At 63.2% G+C, this 12,956-nt stretch carries 13 protein-coding genes; 7 read left to right on the forward strand and 6 right to left on the reverse strand.

The features are described 5' to 3' along the window. Positions 1-72: 72 nt before the first annotated feature. The 7 genes from RHE_RS22645 (at position 73) to RHE_RS22675 (ending at position 7,149) form a co-directional block, all read left to right on the forward strand. On the forward strand, positions 73-1,683 hold the full coding sequence (locus RHE_RS22645; RefSeq protein WP_011427590.1) for an ABC transporter substrate-binding protein: 1,611 nt from the start codon (positions 73-75) through the stop codon (positions 1,681-1,683). Between the two features lie 40 nt (positions 1,684-1,723). After that, positions 1,724-2,713 (forward strand): ABC transporter permease, encoded by a 990-nt coding sequence (locus RHE_RS22650; protein WP_020922734.1) that lies wholly within the window; start codon positions 1,724-1,726, stop codon positions 2,711-2,713. After that, a complete protein-coding gene (locus RHE_RS22655) occupies positions 2,710-3,543 on the forward strand; it encodes an ABC transporter permease (protein ID WP_011427592.1) in 834 nt (277 codons plus the stop codon). Before RHE_RS22650 ends, RHE_RS22655 begins: the two co-directional genes overlap by 4 nt. After that, positions 3,540-4,334 (forward strand): ABC transporter ATP-binding protein, encoded by a 795-nt coding sequence (locus RHE_RS22660; RefSeq protein WP_011427593.1) that lies wholly within the window; start codon positions 3,540-3,542, stop codon positions 4,332-4,334. The genes RHE_RS22655 and RHE_RS22660 overlap by 4 nt, the downstream gene beginning before the upstream one ends. Continuing rightward, positions 4,331-5,110 carry an ABC transporter ATP-binding protein gene (locus RHE_RS22665; RefSeq protein WP_011427594.1) on the forward strand — a complete coding sequence of 260 codons (780 nt, stop codon included), beginning with the start codon at positions 4,331-4,333 and terminating at the stop codon, positions 5,108-5,110. Before RHE_RS22660 ends, RHE_RS22665 begins: the two co-directional genes overlap by 4 nt. An 11-nt stretch (positions 5,111-5,121) precedes the next feature. Next, positions 5,122-6,216 carry a pyridoxal-phosphate-dependent aminotransferase family protein gene (locus RHE_RS22670; RefSeq protein WP_011427595.1) on the forward strand — a complete coding sequence of 365 codons (1,095 nt, stop codon included), beginning with the start codon at positions 5,122-5,124 and terminating at the stop codon, positions 6,214-6,216. A 69-nt stretch (positions 6,217-6,285) separates the two neighbouring features. Further along, positions 6,286-7,149, forward strand: coding sequence for a glycerophosphodiester phosphodiesterase (locus tag RHE_RS22675; protein ID WP_166486941.1), 864 nt, complete (start codon positions 6,286-6,288; stop codon positions 7,147-7,149). Here the strand turns inward: RHE_RS22675 and RHE_RS22680 are convergent. From RHE_RS22680 to RHE_RS22705, 6 genes are read right to left on the reverse strand one after another with little or no spacing between them, the layout of a single operon-like run. After that, positions 7,146-7,973 (reverse strand): inositol monophosphatase family protein, encoded by an 828-nt coding sequence (locus tag RHE_RS22680; protein ID WP_011427597.1) that lies wholly within the window; start codon positions 7,971-7,973, stop codon positions 7,146-7,148. The two genes, RHE_RS22675 and RHE_RS22680, sit on opposite strands and share 4 nt — an antisense overlap. Beyond that, complete coding sequence (locus tag RHE_RS22685; protein WP_042119684.1) at positions 7,973-8,977, reverse strand: LacI family DNA-binding transcriptional regulator; 1,005 nt, start codon at positions 8,975-8,977, stop codon at positions 7,973-7,975. The genes RHE_RS22680 and RHE_RS22685 overlap by 1 nt, the downstream gene beginning before the upstream one ends. After that, a complete protein-coding gene (locus RHE_RS22690) occupies positions 8,970-9,740 on the reverse strand; it encodes a glycerophosphodiester phosphodiesterase (protein ID WP_011427599.1) in 771 nt (256 codons plus the stop codon). Before RHE_RS22690 ends, RHE_RS22685 begins: the two co-directional genes overlap by 8 nt. Further along, on the reverse strand, positions 9,740-10,795 hold the full coding sequence (locus RHE_RS22695) for an ABC transporter ATP-binding protein (RefSeq protein WP_011427600.1): 1,056 nt from the start codon (positions 10,793-10,795) through the stop codon (positions 9,740-9,742). Before RHE_RS22695 ends, RHE_RS22690 begins: the two co-directional genes overlap by 1 nt. Beyond that, positions 10,795-11,637 carry a carbohydrate ABC transporter permease gene (locus RHE_RS22700; protein WP_011427601.1) on the reverse strand — a complete coding sequence of 281 codons (843 nt, stop codon included), beginning with the start codon at positions 11,635-11,637 and terminating at the stop codon, positions 10,795-10,797. Before RHE_RS22700 ends, RHE_RS22695 begins: the two co-directional genes overlap by 1 nt. Before the next feature lie 2 nt (positions 11,638-11,639). Beyond that, the gene (locus RHE_RS22705) at positions 11,640-12,941 is read right to left on the reverse strand and encodes a carbohydrate ABC transporter permease (RefSeq protein WP_011427602.1); all 1,302 of its coding nucleotides are present in this window, start codon (positions 12,939-12,941) and stop codon (positions 11,640-11,642) included. Positions 12,942-12,956 lie beyond the last annotated feature (15 nt).

A 12,956-nucleotide genomic window follows, 5' to 3' on the forward strand; every position in this document is an offset into this window, starting at 1 on the left:
AATTTAAACTCTATGAGGTTTGCAATTTCGCTCCAAAATGGGAGCTCGATTTTTGATCGATCAGGAGGGGTCATGACCGAACCATCTATCTCGCGGCGCACGCTGATGAAGGGCACCGCCCTGCTCCTCGCTTCGACGGCGCTCGCCCGCCACGCATCGGCGCAGGCCGCGCCCGCCGGTGGCCGGCTGATCGTTGCGGCCGATTCCGAGCCGAAGAACCTCAATCCCGCGATCGTCGCATCGAACGGCGTTTTTTTCATCGCCAGCAAGGTGATCGAACCGCTCGCCGAAGCCGCGTTCGACGGCAAGGACGGGCTTGCGCCGAGGCTTGCCACCTCCTGGAAGGGCTCGGCCGATGGCCTCTCCGTCACCTTCAAGCTGCGCGACGGCGTCACCTGGCACGACGGCAAGCCCTTCACCTCGGCCGATGTCGCCTTTTCCGCCCTCAACATATGGAAGCCGCTGCAGAATCTCGGCCGTCTGGTCTTTGCCAATCTCGAAGCCGTCGATACCCCTGACGACTACACTGCCATCTTCCGCTTCTCCAAGCCGACACCATTCCAGCTGATCCGCAATGCCCTGCCCGTTGTGACAAGTGTGGTCGCCAAGCATATATTCGACGGCAGCGATATCGCCGCCAATCCTGCCAACAACACGCTCGTCGGCACCGGCCCATTCAAGTTTGCCGAACACAAGCCCGGCGAATACTACCGGCTGGCGCGCAATGAGGATTATTGGGACAAGGGCCAGCCGAAACTCGACGAGATCGTTTTCCGCGTGCTGCCTGACCGAGGCTCGGCGGGTGCGGCGCTCGAGGCCGATGAAATCCAGCTTGCCGCCTTCTCGGCGGTGCCGCTTGCCGATCTCGACCGCATCTCCAAGGTCGATGGCATCAAGGTGTTTTCGAAGGGTTACGAAGCGTTGACCTATCAGCTCGTCGTCGAGATCAATCACCGCCGCAAGGAGCTCACCGACCTCAGAGTCCGCCAAGCGATCGCGCATGCCATCGACAAGAAATTCGTGGTCGACACGATTTTCCTCGGTTATGCCGCCGCCTCCACAGGCCCGGTGCCGAAGAATGCGCCGGAGTTCTATACTTCAGATGTCGCAAGCTATGATTTCAACCTGGCGGCCGCCAATGATATTCTCGATAAGGCCGGTTACCCCAAAGGATCGGACGGCACCCGCTTCAAGCTGAAGCTTCGTCCGGCCCCGTATTTCAATGAGACCCGACAGTTCGGCGACTATCTTCGCCAGGCGCTCGCCGGGATCGGCATTGATGCCGAGATCGTCAATGCCGATGCGGCTGCGCATCAGAAAGCGGTTTATACCGACCACGATTTCGACCTCGCCGTCGGCCCGCCGGTCTTCCGTGGCGATCCGGCGATCTCCACCACCATTCTCGTTCAATCCGGCACGCCCGCTGGTGTGCCCTTTTCCAATCAGGGTGGCTATGTCAATCCGGAGCTCGACAAGATCATCCTGCAGGCCTCTGAGACCGTGGACACGGCGGCTCGCACCGATCTCTACCGCAAGTTCCAACAGCTCGTCGTCGCCGATCTGCCGCTGATCAATGTCGCGGAATGGGGATTTATCACCGTTGCGCGCGACACCGTGCTCAACGTCTCGAACAATCCGCGCTGGGCAGTCTCGAACTGGGGCGATACAGCGCTGCAATCATGATAGTATCGGCGGCAATTCTCTTCCAGAGGCCCTGTCCGGCGTGAAACGAGCCATCACCCTCCTGAGGCGCAGGGCGATCAGCAGCATTCCGGTGCTGCTGATCGTGGTGATCTTCACCTTTTTCATGCTCGAATCGGCCTCGGGCGATGCCGTCGACGCTTATCTCGGCTCGATCGGCGGCGGCGATGCGGTGCTCAGGCAGTCGCTGCGGGAGAGCTACGGCCTCGACCGGTCCATGCTCGCCCGCCTCTGGCTCTATCTCTCATCGCTGGCGCGCCTCGACCTCGGCTGGTCGGTCGCGTTCGGCCGGCCGGTCGGCGAACTCATTGCCGAGCGCCTGCCCAATACGCTGCTGTTGATGGGCAGTGCGACGGCGCTTTCCTTCGGCCTCGGCTCTGCGCTCGGCATCCTCGCGGGCGCGCGGCCGGGGTCCTTGCGCGACCGGCTCCTGTCGATCGGATCGCTGATCGTCTATGCCGTTCCGAGCTTCTGGCTCGGCCTCGTCCTCACCATTGTCTTTTCGGTCAAGCTGCGCTGGCTTCCGATCGCCGGCATCGAGACGATCGCTTCGGGCAAGACAGGGTTTTCCCGCGCCCTCGACATATCAGATCATCTGGTTCTGCCGGTTGGCGCACTCGCTTTGATCTATCTTGCCTTGTTCCTGCGAGTGATGCGGGCTGGCATGGCCGAGGCTTGGAAATTGGATTTCGTCCTCTTCGCCCGCGCCAAAGGTCTGTCGCGCAGTCGCATCGTGCTGCGCCATGTCGCGCGCAATGCGCTGCTGCCGCTTGTCACCATGCTCGGACTGCAATCGGCGGCCATGCTCGGCGGCAGCGTCGTGATCGAGAGCGTCTTTGCGATTCCGGGCTTCGGGCGCTTAGCGCAGGAAGCGGTCAACGGCCGTGACGCGCCGCTGCTGATGGGTATTATCGTCACCAGCGCCGTTCTCGTCATTTCGGTCAATTTCCTCGTCGATCTCGTCTATGCCGCGCTCGATCCGCGCATCGGCGCTTCGGAGGGCAGCGCATGATCCGTCTCCGGCGGCTGCTCGGCTCGCGCGAAGGCGTGACCGGCCTTGCAATCCTCGTCATCCTGCTTTTAGCCGGGCTCTCCGCGCCTATTATTTCGCCGGGCGATCCGTTGAGGATTGCTGGGCGGGCGCTGCTTCCGCCGTTGACCGATCCGGCCTTTCCGCTCGGCACCGACCGTCTTGGACGCGACGTGCTCGCCGGCTTGCTTTACGGCGCGCGTACCTCCCTTGTCGTCGGCGTCACGGCGGCAGTATCAGCCATGGTGCTCGGCATCTGCGTCGGCATGACCGCCGGTTTTGTCGGCGGGATCGTCGATGAGGCGCTGATGCGCGTTGTCGACGCCTTCCAGATCGTGCCAGGCTTCCTGCTTGCGCTTGCCTTCGTCAGCACGGTCGGCGTTTCGACGGCGGTCGTCGTGCTTGCCATCGCGCTTGGCACCTGGGCAGATCCGGCGCGGTTGACGAGGGCGCAGGTGCTGGCGATCCGCGAGCGGGATTACGTCGCCTCGGCAAGGGTGATCGGTATGCATCCTGTTGAAATCGCCCTTCGGGAAATCCTGCCGAACGCGCTGCCGCCGGTGCTGGCGCTTTCCGCCACCATCGTCGCCGGCGCGATTTTGACCGAGGCGGCGCTTTCCTTTCTCGGCCTCGGCAATCCCAACATCGCTACCTGGGGTTCGATGATCGCCGAGGGCCGCAGCGTGCTGCGCTCGGCCGCCTATCTCTCGGTCATACCGGGTGCCGCACTTGCGGTGGCCGTCCTCGGCGTCCATCTCTTCGGCGAAGGTCTTGGCAAGGCGCTTGGCGACGGCGGCGGGAGGGCGGCATGAGCGCGACTTTCTGCAGCCTGCGGCAGCTTTCGATCACCTATGGGCACGGCCGGAGCAATGCGGCGGCGCTCGAGCACATCAATCTCGATATTGCCACCGGCGAAAGGCTGGCGATCATCGGCGAAAGCGGCTCCGGCAAGAGCACGCTCGCCCGTGCGCTCGCCGGTCTGCTGCCGAACGGAGCGACGGTCGCAGGCGAAATTGTCTGGCCCGCTCTCGGCCATCGGCCTCGTCCGGGCCGCGATTTCGGCTTCGTCTTCCAGGATCCGGGCGCCAGCCTCAATCCCGTCCTGACGATCGGCGAGCAGATTGCCGAGGGTGCCAGGCACCATCTCGGGCTCAGCTGGAAACAGGCCTCCAGCAAAGCCGAGGAATTGCTCGACCGGGTGGGCATACCGCAGCCGGGTAAGGCGATGCGGGCCTATCCGCACCAGCTTTCCGGTGGCCAGCGACAGCGCGTGGCGATTGCAGCGGCAATCGCGGCAAAGCCCGCGCTGCTGATCGCCGACGAGGTGACGAGCGCGCTCGATGTGGTGGTCCAAGCTCAGATCGTCCGGCTGCTCGACGAGTTGGTGCGCGAGGACGGCATGACACTGCTTTTCATCACCCACGACATCGCGCTCGCCTCCGGCTTCGTCGACCGGATCGCCGTCTTCCACGATGCGAAGCTGGTCGAGGAGGGGCCGGTGCGTTCAGTGCTTTCGGCGCCCCAAAGCCGCCATACCGCCGCCCTTATCGCCAGCCACCGCGACCTTGCGACGCGACCGCTGATCGCGGAGGCTTCGTCATGAATTCTCTGCTTTCCATCGAAAACATCTCGAAAGGCTTTTCGTCGGCCGGCCGCCGGATTAGCGCCCTCGACAATGTTTCGCTGACGATCGCGGCCGGAGAAACGCTCGGTCTCGTCGGCGCCTCCGGCAGCGGAAAATCCACGCTGTCGCGCATCTTGCTCCGGCTTCTCTCCTCTGACGCCGGCTCCATCCGCTTTGACGGCGAGGATTGGCTGAGGCTGAAGGGGGCTGCCCTGCGCGCTAAACGCGCGCGCATGCAGATGGTGTTCCAGGATCCGCTCGCCGCTTTCAACCCGTTGGCGAGTGTCGGTTCGGTGCTCGATGATCCCTTGCGCATACACGGCGTCGTTGCGAAAGACCGGCGTGCCGACGAGATCGTGACGCTCCTCGAACGGGTCGGCCTCACCGCCGATCATGCCGCCCGGCCGGTCCGCGCACTCTCCGGCGGTCAGCGCCAGCGTGTAGCAATCGCCCGGGCGATCGCTACACGCCCGTCGCTGCTGGTGCTCGACGAGGCCGTCACAGCGCTCGACGTCACCGTGCGCGGCCGGATTCTTGAGCTTCTGGTCGATCTGCAGAAGCGAGAGGGCATTGCCTGTCTGTTCATTTCGCACGATCTTGCCGTGGTCCATGCCGTCTCGCACCGCATCGCCGTCATGGATGCGGGGCGGATCGTCGAGAGCGGTCCGGCCGCGGCTGTCGTTGCCGCGCCGCGATCGGAGGCCGCCCGCGCGCTTGTTGCAGCCGTCCCTCGTCTTGTGACCGAGCCGTCCTGAAGGAGGTGCCCATGTTCGATCCCCATTGGAATGCCTTACATGGCGTCCCCGCCTATCCTGTCGAACGTTACGGCGCCCTCGCCGACAGGATCGGCGGCATCTTGATGAGCCGCAACGACGTCTTACTGATGCAGGCAGAAGCAACGGTGGCGCTGGAGGCGGTGGCGGTCAGCCTTGCGCGCCCGGGCCTTTCCGCTCTCAATGTCGTCACCAGCTCTTATGGCAGCTGGTTCGGGCAATGGCTGCGGCGGGGTGGTGCCGCGGTCCGGGATGTTGCAGCTCAACCGGGCCTGCCGATCGAGATCGAAGCGGTCGCCAAGGCACTCGATGCCGGCCCTCATGTCGACCTGCTCGCTGTGGTCCACGCCGAATCGGCGAGCGGGATTCTAAATCCCCTGACGAGGATAATGGCGCTGGCGCAAGCTCGCGGCATTGTCACCGTGGTCGATGCGGTTGCCTCGGTTGGCGGCCATCCGCTCGATATTGACGGTCTCGGCATCGACATCGCGGTGATCGGCCCGCAAAAGGCGCTCGGCGGTCCGGCCGGTGTATCGGCGCTCTCCGTCAGCCGCCGCGCCTGGCAGTTAATCCTGAGGGATGGCACGCCGCGCGATTCCATCCTGTCTCTGGCCGATCTGAAAACATGGGTCGATGGCGGACGGCGCGGCCTGCCGGGAACGCCGTCGCCGCTGGAATTCTTCGCGCTTGAGGCCACACTCGACCGCATCGAGGCCGAAGGATTGGAGAGCGTCATCGCCCGGCATGCGCTGGCGGCCTCGGCGACACGGACGGGACTAACCGCGCTCGGCGCAGGGGCATGGGTGCCGTCGGCAAAGGCTTCGAACCTGGTGACGTCTGTAGCGGTGCCGGAGAGTTTGACGCCGGCAGCGCTGATCACCACCGCCAGACGGCTGGGCGTCGAGCTGACCGAAGGTGTGGGGACTGCGCCGGCCCGCCTCCTGCGGCTGAATCACACAGGTCCGCGCGCCGCATTTCAGCCGGTGCTTGCGAATGTCGCGGCCTTCGGCGCAGCCCTCAGGCAGGCCGGCCATCCATCGGATATCGCCGCTGCCGCGGAGGCGATTTCCGCGGCTTACAGCCGATGAAGGGGATTCAGGCCTTGATAATGGCGGCCCGGCAAGGCAGGAGAGTGGCATTGCGGAGACCGGATGCCGATGACGAAATTGCTGGATGCGCAGGGCCTGGAGATTTTGCATGAGGGACATCGAACCCGCCTGAAATGGCATCGGTTGCGCAAGCGGTTTGCCGATCCGCTGTTCTCCGCCGAGGTGATGGCGGAGGGATTCGCAGCCGGCGCCTCGATGGAGCTCGATCTGCGCGTGCGCGCCGACGGCGGCTTCGTCGTGCTGCATGATGAAGAGCTTGAGGGCGAAACGACCGGACATGGACCGATCGTCAAGAAGAGTGTCGCTGATCTCCGCGATATCAGGATGAAGCAGGGTGGCCGACCGCTGATCCTCAGCGAGGATCTTGCCGCCATGATGCAATCGACGCACCCGGCCGCACTGCTGCAATTCGATATGAAGGACGATTATGAGGCAATCGGCGCAGGCGGCATCGAGCATCTTGCCGAGCATTTCCGCGATATCGCCGCCTCGGTGATCATCAGCGGCGGCAGTCTCGACCTCATCGTCGCGGTCAGACAAAAGCTTCCGCATCTGCTGCGTGGCATCGACCCGACCGACAAGCTTTACGATCTCTGGCGGGCGAGCGGCTGGAAGGCGGTCGAGATAGCGTTGCGCGCCGACCTCAGCGGCCCGACCGAACCCGATACCGTCTATCTCCACTGGCCGCTGATCCTCGATGCCGCCAGAGAGGGGCTGGATATGATCGCACTCTGCCACGATCACGGCAGACGCGTCGATGCCTGGACCTTTACTCTCAAAAACGCTGAAGCTGGCTTCAGCGAGGAGGAATGGCTGAATTTCCGGGCGCTGATGGCGCTGAAGCCGGATCAGATCACCACCGACGAGGCACCGGCAACCGAGCGCGCCTGGCGCCGGCGGGTGGCGAGTTAACCCGCCAATCCTTCGATATCGAGAATGAAGGCAAATTCGTCGGCAAGTCCCGGGGCTTGCGCGATGATGGGCCCGCCTTGCGCAAGCAGTGTTTCGACCGGTGGCATTGCAACCGTTGCGCCAGCCTCTTCGGCGATCAGCGCACCGGCGAGCATATCCCACGCGTTGAGGTGGCGTTCGTAATAGAGATCGGCAGCACCCTCGGCGATACGAACAAGGTCGATGGCGGCCGCGCCCGTGCGCCGATAATCCATGCCGCGCTCATGAAGTCGCTTTGAGAGCGCGAGATACTCATCGAAGCTCGTTTTGCGCGAATGACCGAGAATGATGAGCGCATTGGCCGGATCGACCGTCGTTGCCGTATGGATCGGCAGCCCGTCCTTGAAGGCGCCGCCGCCACGCACGGCGTGAAAGACTTTATCCTCGGCGGCGTCGTAGACGACGCCGATCTCGACCTTGTCACCGACGACGAAGGCGATCGAAACGGCCCAGTAGCGAAAGCCCCTGATGTAGTTGGTCGTGCCGTCGATCGGATCGACGACCCAGGTGCCGGCCCCGTCCGACTGCCCGCGGCTCTCCTCGCCGCTCTCCTCTCCCATGAAGGTATCGTCCGGAAAGCGCGAGATGAGCCCGTGGCGGATCGCCTGCTCGGCCCTGCTATCGGCGATGGTGACGAAATCCTGCAAGCCCTTGCTTTGAACGGCAAGAGTGCCGGGATCCGACTCGCGTCGAAACCTGGCCGCCTCCCGTCCGACCTCGAGTGCAATGGTCTTTGCGGCCTCCGCCCGCGCGCGAATGGCAGCAGTATCGAATGCGGCATTCATTAGGCAGTCCTTCTTGTTATCAATGTCACCGGTGTGAACTCGACACGCGCCGTCAGCTCCGGTTCGGCCATCCGGCTTATCAACAGCTCGACGGTCTGTTCTGCCTGGAGGTCGCAGGGCTGGCGGATGGTCGTCAGGTCGTAGGCGGTCCAAGCGGCCTGGGGAATGTCGTCATGGCCGATAATGGGGAGCGGCGGCGCCTCGTCGCGGCTCCTGCCCTGCATGATGCGGTCAATCACGCCGCAGGCCATGTAGTCATTGGCACAGAACAGCCCGTCTATGCAGGAAGCGGCCAGGTCGGTCGCCGCATCATAACCGCTCCGGTAGTCGTTGATCCTGACCTGCAGGAGCTGCGCCTCGACGCCAACTTGCTTGCAGCGGGCGATGAAGGCCTCGCTGCGCCGTCGCGCTGTATAGGATTTGGCCGGTGCGGCCATCACGGCGGGCTTTCGCGCGCCGCTGTCGATCAGGTGGTCGGCTGCCAGATGCCCGGCCACGTGGTCGTCGGAAATGATGCGGTCGACCAAGGGAATGTCGTTGCCCTTGTTGATCAGTACGATCGGCACGCCTTCGGCTGCGCATTGTTCGCAGATTTCGGTCGGCGGTGCGTCCGATGTGACGATGACGCCTGACACGGCGTAATGCAGCAATTGGCCGATAACCGTCGAGGTATCCGCCTCCTGTGAGGTCGGTAACAGGATCGGGCGGAAGTTGCGGGCGAGCAACGCCCGAGACAAATGTTCGATCTGCAACGTACGGAACGGGTTGTCGAAACCGGCGGCGACGAGACCGACGAGATCGGAGCGTTTGTTGGTGAGGCTTCGGGCAAGATAGTTCACTCGATAGCCGAGTTCCTTGGCGGCCTGATAGACCTTCTCGCGCGTTTTTGGCGAGACGCTGGCATCTGGCGTGAAGGCACGCGAAACGGCGGCGCGCGAAACTCCGGCCACCCGCGCCACGTCGAAGGAGGTTGCCTTGCGCGGCCCCTTGTCCTTGTCAGCCAAGTGCTTTCTCCTTGATCGGAGGCGGCCGCATCAGATCGGGCAAATCGGTGCAGATGCCGAGAACCGGGAGTTTCATGAGGTCATCGAGAATGGTCCGCCGCTCCTCGTGCCAGAGCACGATCTCGCGGCCAGCCTCGAAGGCGCGAGCCGTCAGCACCTCGGTCACCAGATCCTGCGGGCGCTCCCCTGCCCTCTCCCAGCAGAGATGGAGGATATCGGCGCCGGCCTCATCACCGAGAGCATGCGGATCATGGCCGACACGGATCAGCACCGAGAGCGGAAAATCGCAGGCCGCGTCCCTGAGTTCACGCACCTGCGCGGTATCGAAGGAACCAAGGCAGGCAAAGCGCTGGTTCATTTCGACAAGGTGCCGCCAGCATCGGACCCCGGTTCCCGGCGCCTTGAGCTCGACATAGAGACCGGTCCCGGTCTCTCGGGCGAGAGCGGCGACCTGTGAAAACCTCGGCACGTCGACGCCGTCAAGGTCGGCAAGTTCAGCCGCTGTCATTTCCGAGATGCGCCGGTCGACGCCGTAGACCCGCTCGAGATGGTCGTCGTGGGAAACGACGACAACGCCGTCGCCGGTCAGCTGCGTATCGAGTTCCCACATCTCCGCGCCGAGTTCGGCCGCGCGGCGAAAAGCGGCGAGAGTGTTTTCGCGTTCGTGGCCGCTGGCGCCGCGATGGCCGATGCAGAACGGAAGCTGGCCCTTGGCCGCCGGCCAGCCATAACGTGCGAAGAAGGCTGAAAAATCGCGGGTCATCAGAGCCTCGTTCCGTTCTCGTCGAAGACGAACACGCCGCGGCTGTCGATTCCCCAGGCGACATCGTCGCCGACGTGAATATCGTTGCGCGCCGGCTGGATCGAACGCAGCAGCGGCCCGCCGGCAACACGCACGTCGTAAAGGTTCTCTCGCCCTTGTGTTTCGGCGAAGGTGATCTTGCCGGACACGGTGACGTCGCCCGCAGGCGTAAAATGCTCCGGCCGAACGCCGAGCATCAGCTTGGTGCCTTCGGCCGCGCCGATGGCGTTCGGCAACGGGACCCGGATCTCACTTTCCGGGATTGCGAAGGCACCCTTGTCCATGACGCCGCGAAGGAAGGTGATCGGCGGATTGCCGAGAAAGCCGGCGACGAAAGCGGTTTTTGGATTGTTGTACATTTCAGCCGGTGTGGCGATCTGGACGATCTCGCCCTCTTTCATGATGGCGATACGGTCGCACATGCTCATCGCCTCCACCTGGTCATGCGTGACGAGGATGGCGGTGATGCCGGTCTCGCGCTGCAGGCGGCGGATCTCCGAGCGCATTTCCAAGCGCAGCTTGGCGTCGAGATTGGCGAGGGGCTCGTCGAGCAGCAGCACGTCGGGTTTGCGGATCAGCGCGCGGGCCAGCGCCACGCGCTGCTGCTGGCCGCCGGAAAGCTCCGCCGGCCGCCGGTCCATCAACTTGCCGATCTGTACGAGGGTCGCGATGCGGTCGACCTCTTTGCGGATTTCGGCGGCAGGCGCGCCTTTGACCTTCAGGGGAAATCCAATGTTCTCGGCAACCGTCATATGCGGGTAGAGCGCGTAGGACTGGAAGACGACGCCGACATTGCGGGCTTGGCTCGGCAGATCCGTGACGTCCCGCTCGCCGAAGAGGATGCGCCCGCCGGTCGGCCGGTGAATGCCGCAGACTGCAAAGAGCGTCGTCGACTTGCCGCAGCCGGACGGACCGAGCAATGCCAGCATCTCGCCACCGGCGACCTCGAGCCGCATATTCTCGATGACCTTGGTGGAGCCGAAGCTCTTCGAGAAATTGTCGAGGAGGATGCGCATCAGCCTTTGCTCCCGCCGCCGTAGATGTTCATGAGGTATTTGTTGAAGAGCGCGTAAGCGATCAGCACCGGAATGAGGTAGAAGAGGCCGACCGCCTTGAACATGTTGAAATCGTAATTGTTGTCGTCGGCAAGGAAGCCGGCGAGATAGACCGACAGCACCTGCACCTGATTGCCCGGCGCCAGCACCTGCGGCAGGATGAACTCGCCCCAGCCGGACAGGAAGGAGAACAAGCCGAGGGCCATGATGCCGGGCTTGACCTGCGGCAGCACCAGGCTGCGCCAGACCCTGAAACGCGACGCGCCATCGACGACGCCGGCCATTTCGATTTCCCAGGGCACGGTATCGTAGAAGCCCTTCATCAGCCAGATGCCGAGCGGCAGGTCGATCGCCGCCTTCACCAGGATGACGCCGATCAGCGAGTTATAGAGGCCGATCATCTGCAGCACGATGAAGATGGCGATGATCAGCGTTACCGACGGGAAGGCGTGCAGCACCATGACGCCGGCAAGGAAGAAGCCGCGTGCCGGCACGTTCAGCCGAGACAGCACATAACCGGCCATTGAGGAGACGATCAGCACCAGACTGGTGGTGCAGGCGGAAAACAGCAGCGTATTCAGGGTCACGTGCCAGATGTTCGCCTTGCCCGCCGTTGTCTGCCACAGGAAACGCCAATGGTTGAGCGTCAAGCCGGAGGGCAGCAAGGCGTCCGGCGGCTTCACCGTGACGGTGTCGAGGAAGAGATAGACATACATCAAGAGCAGCGGCAGGCTGACGATGGTCAGCGCCGTCAGGACAGGCCAGCTGCGATAATTTGCTGATGGCTGCGCGCGTTCGACCATGGTCAATCCTCGATCAGGGGCTTGGCGACAAGCGTGCCATAGTTGAAAACGCGCAGATAAAGCAGCGACAGCACCACGCCGATGACGACGAGTACCAGCGCCATGGCGGCACCCAGCCCGTATTCGAGATTGCCGGCATAGTTTCTGAGTGCGGTGTGATAGGCGGAGAGCGCCCAGACCTCGGTCGCGTTGCCCGGCCCGCCATTGGTGGCGAGCAGGATTTCATTGAAGGAGGCGAGCAGCGACAGCGTCTGATAGCAGGTGACGAAGAGGATCGGCCAGCGCATCTGGGGCAGGATGATGTAGCGGATCTGCTGCCAGCGTGAGGCGCCGTCGACTTCGCTCGCATAGAACTGGCTCTTCGGGATGGCCTTCATCGCCGACGAGAACACCAGCATGCCCATGGAGGCGCCGATGAATCCGTTGATCAGCACGACGAAGAACCAGGCATTATAGGCGGTATCGAGCAGGTAGTTCTTCGGGGGGTAGCCGAACCTGCCCATCAGGATCGAAATGAAGCCGCTGTCCCAGGCGAGCCACTTCCACAGCATGACGTAGATGACGACGGGCGTGATGCGCGGCAGGAGCCAGATGCCGCGAAAGATCGAGGCCCGCGTCGGAGGCATGTAATGCGTCCAGATGGCAAGCAGCAGCGCATAGCCGACGTTGAAGAGCATCAATACCAGCGCGACATAGAGCACGGTATTGAAAAGCACACGCGCCATGTCGGGCGAGCTGGCCATGCGAGAGAAATTGTCGGTCGTCCAGGTCCAGCCGGTATAGGTGGTCTTGGCGACGGTTTCCTTTTGCTCCGGCGTCAGCTTGAAACCCAGACCGTCCAGCGACGAAAACAGCTGTTCCTTGCTGTCGAAGCGCGTGTTGAGGACGGAGCGGTTGAACTGTTCGGAGATCTGCTTGACCTCGCGCGTCGAAGGCCGTTCGGTAAGATCCTTGATCATGCGTTCGACATCGCGCCGCGTCGCAAAGACCTCGCCGGCGTGTTTAGCGCGCAACTCCGCCGCGATCGCAGGCGCAAGGCCGAGGCCCTCCACCGCCTTGAGGCCGGCTTCGTCGATCGTGTAGCGCGGCTCGGCCATCTCGGCGGCGATCTCCGGCATCGCCGATTTCAGCGTGATCAGCGAATTGGGTGCGATCTGATAGACGCCCCCTGAAATGCCGGTCGCCGTGGTCATGTTGGTCATGGAGAAGACCGCTGTCAGAACGACCGGCATTAGGAAAAAGAGCACGATCATGACCGCCGCAGGCGCGATCATCACCAGTCCGAGCGTTCTGGACGATTTCATGGAAGCCTCCTCGAA

Source organism: Rhizobium etli CFN 42 (assembly GCF_000092045.1).
GTDB lineage: Bacteria > Pseudomonadota > Alphaproteobacteria > Rhizobiales > Rhizobiaceae > Rhizobium > Rhizobium etli.